This is a genomic window from Streptomyces sp. NPDC056160, from assembly GCF_042268205.1.
Classification (GTDB): domain Bacteria; phylum Actinomycetota; class Actinomycetes; order Streptomycetales; family Streptomycetaceae; genus Streptomyces.
Genome location: NZ_JBHJUW010000001.1, coordinates 69384 through 85008, shown reverse-complemented (window position 1 = coordinate 85008; position 15625 = coordinate 69384). Strand labels below are relative to the sequence as shown.

Genomic DNA, 15625 nt, shown 5'->3' with positions numbered 1-15625 from the left:
TGTGCTGGGCCTATGAGTAGGACTGGGATCGGGGCAGGGGCTGGGACGGAGACGGGGGCGGGGTCCGGGGGCCGGCCGCCGGCAGGGTGGCGGGCCCGGGCAGGGGGGCGGGCAGGTGCACCGTGAAGGCGGTCCGTCCCGGCACGCTCTCCACGGTGACGGTGCCGCCGTGCGCGGCGGCCACGGCCCGCACGATGGCCAGGCCGAGACCGGTCGAGCCGGTCGCGCGCGTGCGCGCCGAGTCGCCGCGCGCGAACCGCTCGAAGACGTGCGGCAGCAGCTGCCCCGCGATGCCCGGCCCGTCGTCCTCGACGTCCACGCACAGCCAGGCCCCGCCCCGCCGCACGCGCGCGGTCACCGTCGTGCCGGGCGGTGTGTGCGTACGGGCGTTGGCCAGCAGGTTGACCAGGACCTGCTGGAGCCGGGCCGCGTCCGCCGACACCGCGGCCGGACCGTCGGGCAGGTCGAGCCGCCAGATGTGGTCCGGGCCGGCCGCGCGCGCGTCGCTGACGGTGTCCACGACCAGCGGCAGGAGGTCGGTCTGCTCGAACCGCAGCGGGCGGCCCGCGTCCAGCCGGGCGAGCAGCAGCAGGTCCTCCACCAGCAGCGTCATCCGGTCGGCCTCGGACTCGATACGGCCCAGGGCGTGCCGGGTGTCCGGGCCGATCCGCTCACCGCCGCGCCGGGTGAGTTCGGCGTACCCGCGGATCGAGGCGAGCGGGGTGCGCAGTTCGTGGCTGGCGTCCGCGACGAACTGCCGTACCCGCGTCTCGCTCTGCTGCCGGGCGTGCAGCGCGCCGTGGATGTGGTCGAGCATGCGGTTGAGCGCCAGGCCGACCTGTCCGACCTCGGTGCGCGGGTCGGTCTCCGGCGCCGGGACGCGTTCGCTGAGGTTGACCTCGCCGGCGTGCAGGGGGAGTTCGGAGACCCGGGTGGCCGTGGCGGCGACCCGGCGCAGCGGGCGCAGGGCGAAGCCGACGATGGCGGCACCGGCCAGCGAGGCCGCGACGAGACCGGCGACGGTGACGCTGATCTCCACGAGCACGAGGGTGTTGACGGTGTTGTCGACTTCCCCGGTCGGTATGGCCACGTAGAAGGCGCCGTTGGGGCCGGTGGCGTGGACGACGCGGTAGCCGCCCAGGCCGGGGAGGTCGACGGTCTGCTTGTTCTGGTCCTGATCCTGGTCCTGGTCCTGGGGGACGGAGCCGAGCGCGTCGCGCTGGGCCGTCGTGAGGGACTTGGCGTTCACCTGCGGGATGCCGGCGTCGTCCTTGGTCTTCTCGCCGACCACGCCCTCGGTGATGGTGCCGTTCTCGGTCTTCGCGACGACGGTGCCGCCCGGCTGCGGGCCCTTGGTGACGAAGTCGGCGAGACGGATGTCCTTGGGGCCCGGCACGTGGCCCTGCTGGTCGGGGATCCAGGCCTTGCCCCCCTGACCCGGCGGCCGGAACACGCCGGAGGCCCGCGCGGAGACCTCGTTCAACTGGTCGTCGAGCTGCTCGTACAGGTGCGAGCGCAGCGCCAGCGTCGTCACCGTCGCGATCACCGCGCAGACCACGGCGATCAGGACCACGGACGCGACGACGAGCCGCGTCCGCAGGGTGCGCGGCTCGCGCCACCGCCCCGGCGTACGCGGCCGTCGCCGTCCGCTCACGACACCGCGGGCTTGATCAGGTACCCCGCGCCGCGCCGGGTGTGGATCATCGGCTCGCGGCCCGCGTCGATCTTGCGGCGCAGGTAGGAGATGTACAGCTCGACGACGTTGGCCTGACCGCCGAAGTCGTACGACCAGACGCGGTCCAGTATCTGCGCCTTGCTCAGCACGCGCCGCGGGTTGCGCATGAGGAAGCGCAGCAGCTCGAACTCGGTGGCGGTGAGGTGGATGTTGTCCCCGCCGCGCGCGACCTCGTGGCTGTCCTCGTCGAGGGTGAGGTCGCCGACGACGAGGACGCAGTCGGAGCGCCGGTCGGTGGCGCCCGAACGCCGGATCAGCCCGCGCAGCCGTGCGACGACCTCCTCCAGGCTGAACGGCTTGGTCACGTAGTCGTCCCCGCCGGCCGTGAGCCCGGCGATCCGGTCCTCGACGGCGTCCTTGGCGGTCAGGAAGAGGACCGGGACGTCGGGCAGATCACGGCGCAGCCGCCCCAGGACGGTGAGACCGTCCATGTCGGGCAGCATCATGTCGAGCACGACGGCGTCCGGGCGGAACTCGCGCGCGGTCTGCAGGGCACCGACCCCGTCCCCCGCGCTGCGGATCTGCCAGCCCTCGTAGCGCAGGGCCATGGACAGCAGCTCGGTGATCGACAGCTCGTCGTCCACCACCAGCACCCGGACGGGGCTACCGTCCGGCCTCAGCAGTTCGGTGCGCCCCTGGGGCGAAGTCGTGGTCATGACGGCCACCTTGGCGGCACCCTCTGAGAACACACTTTCACGCATCTGTGTTTTCCCTGAGAAACCCACAGGCGCCTCTCAGGAACCGCCTGGGCGGCGCCCGCCCGGCCCGCCGCCCTCCCCCCTCCTGCTCACTCCAGCCCGAAGAGCCGCGCGCCGTTGTCGTGGCAGACCGCGCGCAGCCAGTCGGCGCCGAGGCCGAGCCGCTCCAGCGCGTGCAGCTGCTCGACGTAGGGATAGGGGATGTTGGGGAAGTCCGAGCCGAGCAGGACCCGGTCGCCGAGGGCGGCCAGCCGGGGCAGGGCACGGCGGGGGAACGGGGCGAACCGCTCGCTGAAGTCGGTGAACGCCATGGTCGTGTCCAGCCGCACCTGCGCGTACCGCTCGGCTAGGCCGAGGAAGTCCTCGTACTCCGGCATGCCCATGTGGGCGACGACCAGCCGCAGCCGGGGGTGCCGGGCGAGCACCCGGCCGATCGGCCCGGGGCCGGTGTGCTTGCCGGGCGCGGGCCCCGACCCGCAGTGGATCACGACGGGCACGCCCGCCTCGGCGAGCAGGCCCCAGGCCGGGTCGAGGAGTTCGTCGGCAGGGTCGTACGCGCCGACCTGGACGTGCGCCTTGAAGACGCGCGCGCCGGCCTCGACGGCATTCCTGACGTAGGCGTGGACGCCCTCCTCCGGAAAGAGCGTCGAGGTGTGCAGACAGTCGGGCGTACGGCGGGCGAAGCCGACCGCCCAGCCGTTCAGCCACTCGGCCATGCCGGGCTTGTGCGGGTAGAGCATGGCGGTGAACGCCCGCACCCCGAACTCCCGCAGCCGCGCGATCCGCTGCTGCTCCTCCTCCCGGTAGGTGATGGGCCACTCCAGCCCGCCGGTGAGCGGGCCGAGCCCGTCGAAGTAGTCCCAGACCTTGCGCAGCACCCGCTCGGGCATGAAGTGCGTGTGCACGTCGACGAGTCCCCGCAGACCGGTCCGCTCCAGGAACCGCCGCACTTCGGCCGCCTCCTCGACCGCCGCCGGTGCGGTACGGGACGCAGGCTGTGGCTGATCACTCATGCCGCCCACGATCACCCCGCGGCCGCCCGGACGTCCACCCCCGGCGCCCGGTTCCGTCCCCGGCGTCCGGCTCCGGCGCCCAGTCCCGTCCCCGGCGTCCGGCTTCGGTGCCGGTGCCGGTGCCGGGGGTGGCGGCCCGCCCCGGCACCGGGGCCGGCGGATGCTGTCCGATCACCACCCGGACTCAGAACAGGCCGTCCTGTACTCCGGGTACTCCCCTCGCCGGCCCGGGACTCCGCACCGGCACCGTGAGCCGACCGGCCTCGGCCTCGCCCTCGCCGTGCGCGACCGGACGAAGCTCCCAGCCGGTCATCAGCCGCGTGTCGAGGACGACGACCCCGCCGCCCGTGGCCAGATGCAGGTCCGGCCCGGCGGCGGCCCGGAGCGCACCGCTCACCACCCCGCCCGCGACCAGCTCACTCACCTCCGCGACGGCATCCGGCACCCTCCCGCCGAGCCCGAACACGCCGACGTGGTCCACCGGCCGGAACGGCTCCCGTGCCAACGACTCGGGCCAGCCGGGGAGCGCGCCGGCCCGCCCGTGCAGTTCTCCGATCTCGGCGGCCCGCTCGGCCGGGTCCGGCGGCAGCGCGGAGCGCACGGCCCGCTTCGCGGCGTAGGGGATCCGGTCCGGGACCCCGAGCGCGGCGCGCAGCAGCTCCTCGGTCCGCCGGGCCGCCATCAGCGGCCCGGCGCCCAGCCAGCTGAAGCAGATCGCACCCTGTTCGAGCAGCCGCGCCGGTCCCCGCTCGACCGCGGTGATCCCGACCTTGGTCATGCCGGGCCCGAACCACGCCAGGTACACGCGGTAGGGCCGGGGATCGTCCGCGATCGTGTCGGCGGCCACGGAGTACGCCCGGTCCAGCCGCGCACACTGCTCACACCGCGCCCCCGTGCTCCGCCCGGACACGGCCGCCCGCGCCGGACACGCGTGTCCCCGCGCCCCCACGCAGGTCCGTACTCCCCCTTCCGCGACCGCGAAGGCCACCCGCTTCCCCCACGGCAGCGCGCTCGAGCGCCCGCCCTTCCACGCCAGCACAGGACCGTCCGCCGCCCACCGCAGCCCCGAGCACGTCCACAGCCGATCCATCACTCACGAGCGTACGAGCCACCACTGACAACGGCCCGCCCTCCCGCCACCCGCACGGGCAGAAGCCAAAGGCCCCGCCGGATCAACCGGCGGGGCCTCTGAACTGTGTGCACTCGGCAGGATTCGAACCCGCAACCTTCTGTCGACTGCGTCGGGCTCTTCTGCGTGAAAGGCCGAGCCTGACCTGGGCGGGGCCCCGACGGCGAACTGTCGATCAGCGTGACGCGGGCGGGATGCTCTGCTCGTACTGGAAGACGTTGCAGGGGTCGTACTTCGCCTTGATCTCGCGCAGCCGCTCGAAGTGGCGCCTCCCCCAGTAGGCGGTCTCCCACTCCTGCATGCCGACGTTCGGCACGTTGACGTAGGCGCCGTCCACGAAGCTGCGCATGGCCTGGCTGAATTCGGCGGTCCAGGCCTGGCACGTCGAGGTGAGCGGGTCGCAGACGCCTGGTGTCGTTGAAGGTGTCCCCCAGGCGGCGCCGATCTCGCCGTAGAAGATCGCGTCGCGGTGCACGAACGCGGTGCCGCCGCGGGGCTCCTTCCTGATCGCCCCGCCGAAGGCATCGACGAAGTAGTTGCTGTCCTCCGTGGGAGCGTTCCGCATGTAGTAGCCGATGACGTCGATCGCCTTCTTCGGGAACAGCTTCTTGGCGAACTGCGAGAAGAACTTCACGTTGGCGGGCTCCTGCGAGCGCGGAACCTGGGCTCCGGCAAAGATGGGGCCCCAGTTACCGACCTGCACCTTCACATCGGGCGTGCCGACCGACAGGATCGGGGCCAGCATCTTTCTGGCCTCTGCCTCCGTGCCCTCCGCGAGCCACGCGAACAGCAGGATCTGGGACTTGTGGATCTCGACTTCGGATCCGAGGCGGTTGTCGGCGAACGGTACCGTACGCTGCCATGCATCAAAGATCCCATGCAGGTCCGTAAGGCCGTCCCAGGTCGCCTGCACATAGGCGATGCGCTTGAGCGGGTGCACCTTGTAGGTGAGTTGCGTGACGATTCCGAAGTTTCCGTTTCCCGCCCCGCGGAGCGCCCAGAGCAGGTCTGAGTGGTCCTTCATGTCGGCATGGATCACCTCGGCGCAGTCGCGACCCGACGGGACGACGACCTCGGTCCCGATCAGGCTGTCGCAGGCCATGCCGAGGTAGCGGTTGAGGGGGCCGAGGCCGCCGCCGACCGTCGCACCGACCAAGCCGACGCTGCCCTCGCTTCCGGTCGTGACCGCGAGGTTCTTCTTGGCGAGCGTCGTCACCGCTTCCAACTGGGTCAGGCCGGCGCCGACCGTCGCGATACGAGCGCCGGTGTCGATGTGGACCGACTTGAGCTGGCTGACGTCGATCACGATGCCGTTGTCGATGTTCGACCAGCCCTCCAGGGCGTGGCGGCCGCTGCGTACCCGCAGTGCGACGTTGTGCTGCCGCGCCCAGGTGAGGGCGTTCACCACGTCCTGGGTCTCCTGGGCGAAGACGATGACCAGCGGGTAGTGAGAGAACAGCTGGTCGTAGTCGATGCGGTCATCCGTGTACGAGGCGTCACCGGGGCGGACGACGCGACCGGTCAGCTTCGCCGGCGGACATCGCCACGACCCTTGAGCCGGGTCGCTCGCGGCCAGAAGGCCCGAGGTGCTCGCGGCCGCAGCGTCCGGCGCGCCTGCGGCCGTAAGGCCCGGGACGACGACCGCCCCGGCGCCGGCGGCCGCTGACGCCCTGAGCAGGTAGCGGCGGGAAAAATCGCTCAAGGTCAAGATCCTCTCGATCAGGCTACCCCGGTACGCGGCTGAGGAATCCCTTACCCGCCAGCAGCCGGAAAGTCCTTTGTGGTCGACCCCCGCAAGGTAACGGGGCGACCATTCGGTGTTTCCCGACACGCCAATTGAGAACAATGACGACAGCCTGAAGGAGTAACTCAGCGGGATCCCGTCATAAATATCCCTTGATCCAAACGGACAAAATCCGCGACTGCTCTCAAAGATGACGGGTTCGCCGATCTTGTTAGTCAGATCAGCACCTCGCAATGGCCCGACGAACCCGATGAACCGCCTTTCTGACAAGAATTCGGGAGCGTGCCCCCGTAGTCACCACTCTCCGCCTGGAAAACCCATCTGGTCACTCGCGGGACTCATCGTGCGAACGGTGTGCCGCTGTGCGCACGTGTACGCCGGCTGGTATCGGCCGTTGATGTCAGGCCGCCCGCCAGCTCAACCTTGCGAACAGTCTCGGCAAGCTCACGCGGGCCTCCCGCTTGCAGCGTGGCGAACACCTCGCCCCAGGTAGCCGTGCCGTACTCCGTGACGAGTCTCGACACTCTCGACACGCCATCCGACGTGACGGCCGCGCTCCGTACATCGTCGAGCTTGGTTGCCCCCGTCAGACCGTGGTGCGCGGACTCCGGATCGGCGCCCGCGACCCCGTAGCCGTCTGGGGTGTTACGCACCTCTCTCTGGGCGAGGACCAGACGCTGAAGCGCTGTCCCTCCGCCTCCGCGCGAGAACACCGAAGCCCGGTGCCCCTCCGCGCGCACGGTCCGGTACGTGCACGCTGTTCTGCGCTCCGCAAGCGCTGATCTTCGGCACACCGAAGACTGCGCGGTCCATCCGCACGGTTTCTCTCCCCCGGCGGTGCGTGCAGGCGCTCATGGAACACCGCGAAGCGCACGATCGTGAGCGCAAGATCGTGGGACAGAAGTGGAAGCAGCCGGCGGAGGGACAGCCGGCGGGGCTCGTCTCCACGACCTCCACCAGCAGGGTGATCGATCCGCGCGGGCTGAACAGAATGCTCACGATCCTGTGCCGGGACACCGAGGTCCGGCGGATGAGGGTGCACGACCTGCGCCACACCTGCGCGTCGCTGCTGCTGGCTCAGGGGGTCGATGCGCGGACCATCATGGAAACGCTGGGTCACAGCAAGATCACGATGACGCTGGACACCTACGCGCACGTGAGGGGGACGACGCTCCGGGGCGCCGCCGACCGGATGGACGACGCGTTGGGGCCGGACGAAGACGAGGGGAGCGCGGGGGACGAGACGGCCGCCTGAAGATCTCTCCACAGGACGTTGACGTCACCCATTGATGTCAGAGGCCCCACCGGATCAACCGGCGGGGCCTCTGAGCTGTGTGCACTCGGCAGGATTCGAACCTGCAACCTTCTGATCCGTAGTCAGATGCTCTATCCGTTAAGCTACGAGTGCTTGTTCTGTTTTCTGTCTTCGCTCCCGGCCCTTCCGGCCCGCTCGCGGCGACAGGAAGAACATTACATGACTGCCGCCGTCATGTGAAATCCATTCCCCACACCCGTTGTGACCTGCGGAAACGCGCTCCTGGGGGATACGGAGGGCGGGCGCGGCGGGTCACGGGAACGACGAAGCCCCGGTCCATCGGGACCGGGGCTTCGGTGTTCTCGCGCGGAGGCGGAGGGATTTGAACCCTCGATGGGCTTTAAGGCCCAAACCGCATTAGCAGTGCGGCGCCATAGACCGGACTAGGCGACGCCTCCAGCACAACCGCTCACGCGAGCGCGCGATCGGTGCGTGCAGATGATGACACAGACGAGCGGGGTGTCACCAATCGCCCCCCACGGTACTAGGGAGGCGGGGCCCAGGGCAAAGTCCTTGCCGCGGCGTCGCCGCGACCGGGTTGCACGAAGCAGCCGCGGTGCGCGAAGCAGCATGGGTGCGCGAGGCGACCGCGGTGCGCGAGGCCGCCGGGGCGCAACGTCCCGGCGGGTGGCGCGTTAGTCCGGGCATGGTGCAGGTCAGCTCTTCTTCCCCGGGGCGCTTCCCACAGCGCTCCCCGCGACGGTTCCTCCTCGGCGGCTCGGCCTCCTTCGCCGCCGCCACGGCCGCCGTCGCCTTCGTGGCCCTGTCCGCCGTGTCCGCCGCCGCCTCCGCCGGTGCGCCCCCGCCCGTCCGCGACGAGGACCGGGCCGGCGATCACCTCACCGTCACCGTGCGCCACGCGGGTGGCGGCCGGGACGGGACGTACGAGCTGTACTGCCATCCCCGCGGCGGCAGCCACCCGGACGCGCGGGGCGCCTGCCGGGTGCTCGACCAAACCACGCGCTGGGGCCGGGACACCTTCGCGCCCGTGCCGCACGACAGCGCCTGCACCCTGCAGTACGGCGGTCCGGCCACCGCCCGCGTCACCGGGACCTGGGCGGGACGCCCGGTGGACGCGACGTACGACCGGCGCGACGGCTGCGAGATCGATCGCTGGAACCGGCTCGTACCGGTGCTGCCCGACCTCGGGTCCTGAGCGAAGGCGCGCGTCCGCCGGTTCGGGGGCCCCAGGGCCCGGAACCGGGTGAGGCGGGGGGCACGGAAACCCTCGGGTCTTGCAAAGGCCCCGGGGAGCCGGGCCTCACGAGGTCGAGAACAAGAGGTCGAGGCCGCAAGAGGCCGCAAGAGGTTGCAAGAGGTCGTAAAGGGAGTTCCGCGGTCCGTGAAGGACCTGCGGAGGCCGTGCGAAGCGGAACCGTACGGTCACAGGTTCGACGTCACTTCCCCGTGCGACCTCCCTCGCATCCGGCGTCGCGCGCGCAACCTCAGCGCATAGACTCGCTCGCGTGACACTCCGCGGGCCGGTTGGCAAGATGGCCCCCGCGGTGGGCAAGGTGCGGTAACAGGGAGGAAGCGTCTCGTGAGCAGCAGGCCATCCCGAGGCGCTGCTCGCCTCGCTGCCATACTCGACGCGCTGCCCGACGCGCTGCTGCTGGTCAACGCCAACGGCACCGTCGTCAACGCCAACACCATCGCCCTGGAGGCCTTCGAGACCCCGGGGACCGCACTGGTGGGGCGCGGGCTGCTCGATCTGCTGCCGCACTTCGACTCCAGACTCATCCCCGGCTCCATGCGCCGCCCCGACCACATCGACCCGCGCGCGCGGACCAAGCCGACCCGGATGATCGCGCGGCGCACCGACGGGAGCGAGTTCCCCGTCGAGGTCACGAGCGCGAATCTGCAGAACGGCCAGCAGGCCTACGACGCCTCCGGCTACACCGGCGACGAGCTGCTGATGCTGGTCGTCCGCGATCTGGCGGGCACCGTCGACACCGAGGCCGAACTGGCCCGTTCGCAGCGGCAGACCGAGATGATCCTGCGGGCCGCGGCCGAGGGCGTCGTCGGCACCGACACCGACGGGCGGATCGTGCTCGTCAACCCGGCCGCCGCCCAGATCCTCGGCTACCGGGCCGGGGAACTCGGCGGCCGGGAACTGCACACCCTCGTGCTGCACTCGCGCACCGACGGCTCGCCGTTCCCGTACGAGGAGTCCCCGCTCGCCGACACCCTGCGCTCCGGGCGCAAGCACCGGGTGCGCGGCCAGGTGCTGTGGTCCAAGGCTGGCGACAAGGTGCCCGTCGATCTGACCACGGCGCCCGTGCGCGACGGCGACCAGCTCGTCGGCGCCGTGATGACCTTCACCGACCGGCGCCCCTACGACGCGCTCGTCGAGGAGAGGGCCGCCGCCGAGCAGCGGTACGCGCAGGAGCGGGAGCGGCTCACCGAGGAGCACGCCGCCGCACTCGACGCGCTGCGCCGGCAGCACGCCGCCGAGATCGAGGAGCTGACCGAGCGGCACGCGGAGGAACTGGCCGCGGGCGAGGACCGGTACGCCGCTCTGGGCGAGCGCGAGAAGGACCGCCACGAGGCCCTCGCCGCACGCCACGAGCAGTTGCTGACCCTGCTGGGCGGCTCCCTGCGCGGCCCCCTCGACGAACTGCGCCGCGAGCTGGCGGCCCTCGCCGCCGACGACGCCGGACAGCTGTGGCCCGAGGCCAACCAGGTCCTGCACCACCTCTCCGCCGGCTACTCGCGGATCACCACCCTCATCGACAACGTCCTCGGCTACCAGCGCCTCGACATCGGCAGCGAGGAGATCACCCGGACGAAGGTGATGCTCGACGCCGTCGTCGCCGCCGGTGTCGACGGGGCCGTGGAACTGGTCGGGCCCGGCCGGCTGCAGTTCGCCGTGCACGCGCCGCCCATCGAGGCCGAGGTCGACCCGCGGCGCCTGGCCACCGCGCTCGCGCACCTCGTCGCGGACGTCGCGGGCGTGGACGCGACCGGCAACGCGCCCGTCTCGACGACCGGTTACATGGACAACACCGTGGTGGTCGCGGCGGCCCAGCGCGGCGAGGTCGTACGGATCGAGGTGCGGGGCCCGTACGCCGGGGGGGACCCGGTGCACGAGCCCATCGTGCGCGGCATCGTCCGCGCCCACGGAGGCGTGCTGCAGACGCACCAGGTTCCGGGGACGAACGGCACCGCGTACGTCCTGGAGGTGCCCCTCGGGGGCGGTGCGGGTGCCGTGGCGGCGGGCCTGCCCGGTGTTCTGCAACCGGCCGCCCCGCACACGGCCGCCCTGGGTCCTGCCGGCCCCGCTGCGCCGGGCCCGGCCGAACCGGCCGCCCTCGCGGGCGCGGGGACCGAACCGGGCGCGGGGGCGCAGTCGGGTCCCGGCGGTGGCACGGCCCCCGGCGCGGCCGAAGTCGCCCTCCCCGCGCAGGCCACGGGCGGCGGACGCCGCCGCGCCCGCCGGTCCTCCACGGACGCGTTCCTGGACGGTGACGGCGAAGGAGACTCCTCCGCGACCTCCGGCGCCGGGGTGACACCGACCGGACGCCGCCGCAGGCGTGCGGTCGAGGCGCCGCAGCCCGCACCGGAACCGGAACCGGCCCAGTCCACGGCCACGGCCACGGATGCCTCCGGCGGTACGGGCCGGCGGCGCGGACGGCCCGCCGAGGACCCGGATGTGGCGGAGGGCGCCGTGGTGACGGCGGCCGAGCACGCGGCGGGCACGGCCGCTTCGGGGTCCGGCCTGGGCGGTACGGTGCCGCCGCAGGGCGTACCCGTGCCCGCGCCCGGCGCGCGACAGGTCCGGCACGAGCCCGGAGAGCCCCCCGCGCCGGCTCCTGCGCTGCCCGCGCCCGCGCCCGGTGCCATGCCGGGGCAGGCGCAGGACGCGAGTGCGCCGACCCCCGCGGGCCCCGCGGCACTTCCCGCCCCCGCTTCTGTTTCTTCCGCTTCTGCCGCCGCGGATGCCGGTGACGGTGCCGTGCCGCCGACCGGTCGTCGTCGGCGTGCGCTGGCGGCGGCGAACGAGCGTGCCGCGGCGCAGGAAGCGGCTCCTCGTACGGTCTTCGCGCTGCCGCCCGCCGACGCGGACCGGCCGGCCGCCGCGACCGACGGGCCGCCCGTGCCGCAGCAGCAGGCACAGGCACGGATTCCCGGCCAGGGCGCGCCCGCCGGTGCCGTTCCCGGTCCGGACGAGGGCCGCCACGACGCCGTGGGCCGTGACCAGGCCGAGGACCACACCCCGCCGCAGCCGCATCCCGCGAGTGCACCGACCGGCCGACGGCGGCGGGCGGCCGCCGAGCCGTCCCAGGCCCCGGAGGCACCCGAGGTTCCCCGTGTCCCGGCAGCCCCCGCGGCCCCGGCCGCGCCCACTCCCGCCCCCGGCGCGGGCGTTCCCGTGCCGCCGCCGAACGGCGCCATGGGCTCCGTACCGCCCGCGGCAGTGAGCGGTGTTCCCGCCGCTCCGAACCCGGCTCCCGGCTCCGCCGCCGGTACGCCCGCGCACGGCACGCCCGCGGCACCCGGCCTCCCGGCCCCTGGAACACCGACCGCCGGTACACCGGCCACCGGCACTCCGGCCGCCGGAACCCCGCTGCCGCCCGAACAGCCCGCCGGCCGACCGCCGTTGCCGGGCGCCGGGCCCGCGGCCGGACGGCCCGCTGCCGGGGCCGTCCCGCGTGCGGCCCAGCCGCTGCCCGCCGAGTCCGCCGCACCGGCCGATCCGCACTCGACACAGGGCCGGTCGATCAGCGTACGGACGCTCGGTCAGGGCGTGCCCTTCAGCCGTCAGGCCGCCCAGGTGCAGCAGCCGTCCGCCACCCCGCCGCCGCACGCGGCCAGTGGTTCCGGACGTCGGCGCAAGCTCGGCACGCCACCTGACCCGGCCGCGACGCGCCCGGAGCAGCAGCGCCCCGAGCAGACGGCCCGCCCGCACCCGCCGGCGGCCGAACGGCCCGCCTCCCAGCCGTCGCCCGCCGCACCCGCCGCTCCTCCCGGGGCCCCCGCGGCCCCCGCGGCCCCCGGCGCGGCGGCTCAGCCGCCCCAGCCTCCCCTGGCGGGGCAGCCGCGGCTCGCGCAGCCGTCCGAGGGCGCCGGACGGTCGTACGCCATAGGCGCACCGGACGAGAACGCCGCCGAGGGCCCCGAACCGCTGGACGGGCCGGGCGGTGCCGTCGAGGTGGCGGACACCCCGCGCCCGCAGCCGATGGACGACGAACTGCCGCCGGAGCCGCTGGACAACCCGCGTCGGCTGCTCGTCTGGCCGGCCCCGGACGTCACCACCCAGCAGGCGCTCAACGACCGCGGCTACCGTCCCGTCATCGTGCACTCGCGCGAGGAGGTCGCCGCGCAGATCGCGGCCTTCCCCGCCGCGCTGTTCGTCGACCCGCTGACCGGCCCGATCACACGCACCGCGTTGCAGTCGCTGCGTCAGGCGGCGGTCGCCGCGGAGGTTCCGGTGCTGGTCACGGCCGGACTCGGGCAGGCGACCCGGGAGGCGGCGTACGGCGCGGACCCGGCGGTTCTGCTGAAGGCGCTCGCGCCGCGCGACAGCGAGCAGCACCCGCCGCGCGTCCTGCTGATCGAGGAGCACGCGGAGATCGCGCTGGCGCTGACCGCGACGCTGGAACGGCGCGGGATGCAGGTGGCGCGGGCCGCGAGCGACACCGACGCGGTCACGCTGGCGGGGCAGTTCCGGCCGAACCTGGTGGTGATGGACCTGATGCAGGTGCACCGCCGACGGGCCGGGATCCTCGACTGGCTGCGGGCGAACGGGCAGCTCAACCGCACCCCGCTGGTCGTCTACACGGCCGCCGTCGACCAGGCGGACCTGCCGCGGCTGGCGTCCGGGGAGACGGTGCTGTTCCTCGCGGAACGCTCCACCAGCACCGAGGTGCAGACCCGGATCGTCGACCTGCTGGCCCGGATCGGCACCAACTGACGTTTTCGGGCGGGGCCGGACGGTCCCGCGCGCGCGGTCAGTTCGCGACGAGCCTGCGGGCCGCCTCCTTGATCGAGGCCCGCAGCCGTTCCTCCGCGAAGTCGTCGGCCCCGACCATGATCCGCTTGATCTGCGGGACGACGACGGCCCAGTCGGCCAGCGCGACGAGCAGGAACATCAGGTCCGGGGCGGGGATCACGTCGCTGATGACACCCCGCTCCTGACCGTCCTTGATCGCGGCGACCTTGCGGCCGTAGTGGTCCTGGCGCTCCGCCTCGTCGGGCAGTTCGGCGGCGCCGTACTCGATGCCCTCCCAGAACAGCAGGCGCAGGATCTCGGGATGGGCTGCGTGGTAGTCGAGCAGGCGGTCGATGTAGCCCTCTATGTCGTCAGCGTCGACCGGCACGGCCGCCGCGAGGTCGACCATGCAGCGGCCGAGGACGTGGGAGAACAGCTGCGCCTTGTTGCCGAAGTAGGCGTAGATCAGCTGCTTGTTGGCCTTGGCCTGGGCGGCGATGCGGTCGATGCGGGCTCCCGCGATGCCGTGCCGGGCGAACTCGGCGACTGCCGCCTCGAAGATGCGGGCCTTGGTGGCCTCGGGGTCCCTGACTGCCATGGGGCAAGCGTACCGCTCTGGCAACCAACTGTTTGGTTGACAGGAATCAATCACCGGTTCAGACTGTTACACGGTCCAACCAACCAGTTGGTTGCAGACACGTCCGCCCCGGAGGTCCCGCACCATGCCATCGTCCCCGACCCCCACCACGGCCGCCGCCACCACGGCCACCCCCACCACAACGACCGCGCCCGCCGCGACCGCTCCCACCCCTCTCCCCGGCCCCGCTCCCGCGCACCGGCGCGGCCTCGGCCCCAACGCCTTCCTGGCCCTCATCGCCCTGTGCACCGCGATCACCGCGGGGAACATCTACCTCGCGGCCCCGCTGCTCCCCCTCATAGCCCGCGACTTCGGTGCGACGCCCTCGGGGGTGGCATGGATCGCCTCCGTGGCCCAGTTCGGGTACGCGGCCGGGTTGCTCTTCTTCGCCCCGCTCGGCGACCGGGTCAACCGGCGCCCGCTGGTGGCCGTCCTGTCCGTGGCGACGACGGCCGCACTGCTCGTCGCGGCGGTCGCCCCCGGCACCGGCGCACTCGCCGCCGCCGTCTTCGTCGCGTCCGCCGCGACCGTCGTGCCGCAACTGCTCGTCCCGCTGGTCGTCGAACGCGCCCCCGCCGACCGCCGCGCGCGGCACGTCGCCGCCGTGATCGCGGGCCTGTTCACCGGCATCGTCGCCGCGCGCGTCGTCGGCGCGCTGGCCGGACAGGCGTTCGGCTGGCGATGGGTGTTCGTCGGCGCGTCCGCGCTGACCCTGGCGCTCGGTCTGGCGACGGCCCTCGCCCTGCCGCCGGAGGGCCGCCGTGGCTCCGGCCCGCTGCTGTCCGGCATCACCGCCCTGCCCGGACTCGTCCGCCGCTCACCCGACCTGTGGCGCGCGAGCGTGCGGCAGGCGGGCATGTTCGGCGCCTGGAGCGCCCTGTGGACCTCGCTCGCGCTGCTGCTCACCGGCCCGTCGTACGGCCTGTCGATCGCGACCGCCGGGCTCTTCGGCCTCTTCGGGCTGGCGGCGAGCGCGGTGGCGCCGCTCGCGGGCGGGCTGGTCGACCGGTTCGGCGCCGGCAAGGTCGTACGGTCCGCCTACATCCTGGCCGCCGTGTCCGTGCCGCTGTTCTGGCTGGGCGGGCACACCATCGTGGCGCTGTTCGTGGCCGCGGTCGCGATCCACGCGGCCCTGGTCGCCTCCCACGTCGCCAACCAGACCCTGGCGCTGACCACCACGTCCAGCCCGGCGACCGCCAACACGGCCTACGTCGTCTCGGGCTTCGCCGGCGCCGCGCTGGCCTCGTCCGTGGCGGCCCCCGCCTTCGCCCACTGGGGCTGGACCGGGGTGTGCGCGGTGGCCGCGCTCTGGCTGGTGGTGGGCTGGGTCGCGACGGCCGTACGGCGATGAGGCACCGCCCCGCCACCGCGAGCCACCCGTCACCGCCGCAGGCCGCCACTCCCCGGCGCGCCCGCGACCGC

Annotated in this window: 10 protein-coding genes and 2 tRNA genes; 4 read left to right on the top strand and 8 right to left on the bottom strand. The window is 73.1% G+C overall.

Features of this window, described 5'->3' with window-relative positions; translation table 11 throughout:
• Positions 1 to 10: 10 nt before the first annotated feature.
• The 5 genes from ACFC02_RS00390 to ACFC02_RS00370 all read right to left on the bottom strand — a co-directional run bounded on the left by ACFC02_RS00390 (position 11) and on the right by ACFC02_RS00370 (position 6406).
• Positions 11 to 1654: a sensor histidine kinase gene (locus tag ACFC02_RS00390; RefSeq protein WP_376350090.1), complete on the bottom strand. Its 1644-nt coding sequence runs from the start codon at positions 1652 to 1654 to the stop codon at positions 11 to 13.
• Positions 1651 to 2391 carry a response regulator transcription factor gene (locus ACFC02_RS00385; protein WP_376350086.1) on the bottom strand — a complete coding sequence of 247 codons (741 nt, stop codon included), beginning with the start codon at positions 2389 to 2391 and terminating at the stop codon, positions 1651 to 1653. Before ACFC02_RS00385 ends, ACFC02_RS00390 begins: the two co-directional genes overlap by 4 nt.
• A 131-nt stretch (positions 2392 to 2522) precedes the next feature.
• Positions 2523 to 3446, bottom strand: a complete 924-nt coding sequence (locus ACFC02_RS00380; protein ID WP_376350083.1) for an amidohydrolase family protein — start codon at positions 3444 to 3446, stop codon at positions 2523 to 2525.
• 184 nt (positions 3447 to 3630) lie between these two features.
• Positions 3631 to 4536: a DUF2797 domain-containing protein gene (locus ACFC02_RS00375; protein ID WP_376350080.1), complete on the bottom strand. Its 906-nt coding sequence runs from the start codon at positions 4534 to 4536 to the stop codon at positions 3631 to 3633.
• A 214-nt stretch (positions 4537 to 4750) separates the two neighbouring features.
• A complete protein-coding gene (locus tag ACFC02_RS00370; protein WP_376350077.1) occupies positions 4751 to 6406 on the bottom strand; it encodes an FAD-binding oxidoreductase in 1656 nt (551 codons plus the stop codon).
• A gap of 766 nt (positions 6407 to 7172) precedes the next feature.
• On the opposite strand from ACFC02_RS00370, the gene ACFC02_RS00365 reads away from it, so the two are divergent.
• A complete protein-coding gene (locus tag ACFC02_RS00365; protein ID WP_376350074.1) occupies positions 7173 to 7574 on the top strand; it encodes a tyrosine-type recombinase/integrase in 402 nt (133 codons plus the stop codon).
• Between the two features lie 80 nt (positions 7575 to 7654).
• On the opposite strand, the gene ACFC02_RS00360 is transcribed toward ACFC02_RS00365, so the two are convergent.
• Both ACFC02_RS00360 and ACFC02_RS00355 read right to left on the bottom strand, forming a co-directional pair.
• Positions 7655 to 7727 (bottom strand) — tRNA-Arg (locus ACFC02_RS00360).
• A gap of 214 nt (positions 7728 to 7941) precedes the next feature.
• Positions 7942 to 8032, bottom strand: a tRNA-Ser gene (locus tag ACFC02_RS00355).
• Between the two features lie 248 nt (positions 8033 to 8280).
• Here ACFC02_RS00355 and ACFC02_RS00350 point away from each other — a divergent pair.
• Both ACFC02_RS00350 and ACFC02_RS00345 read left to right on the top strand, forming a co-directional pair.
• The gene (locus tag ACFC02_RS00350) at positions 8281 to 8790 is read left to right on the top strand and encodes an SSI family serine proteinase inhibitor (RefSeq protein ID WP_376350071.1); all 510 of its coding nucleotides are present in this window, start codon (positions 8281 to 8283) and stop codon (positions 8788 to 8790) included.
• A gap of 384 nt (positions 8791 to 9174) precedes the next feature.
• Positions 9175 to 13548 carry a PAS domain-containing protein gene (locus ACFC02_RS00345; protein ID WP_376350068.1) on the top strand — a complete coding sequence of 1458 codons (4374 nt, stop codon included), beginning with the start codon at positions 9175 to 9177 and terminating at the stop codon, positions 13546 to 13548.
• Between the two features lie 37 nt (positions 13549 to 13585).
• Here ACFC02_RS00345 and ACFC02_RS00340 read toward each other — a convergent pair whose 3' ends face one another.
• On the bottom strand, positions 13586 to 14164 hold the full coding sequence (locus tag ACFC02_RS00340) for a TetR family transcriptional regulator (RefSeq protein WP_376350065.1): 579 nt from the start codon (positions 14162 to 14164) through the stop codon (positions 13586 to 13588).
• A gap of 124 nt (positions 14165 to 14288) precedes the next feature.
• Here ACFC02_RS00340 and ACFC02_RS00335 point away from each other — a divergent pair, with 124 nt between their 5' ends.
• Complete coding sequence (locus tag ACFC02_RS00335; RefSeq protein WP_376350063.1) at positions 14289 to 15554, top strand: MFS transporter; 1266 nt, start codon at positions 14289 to 14291, stop codon at positions 15552 to 15554.
• Positions 15555 to 15625: the final 71 nt, after the last annotated feature.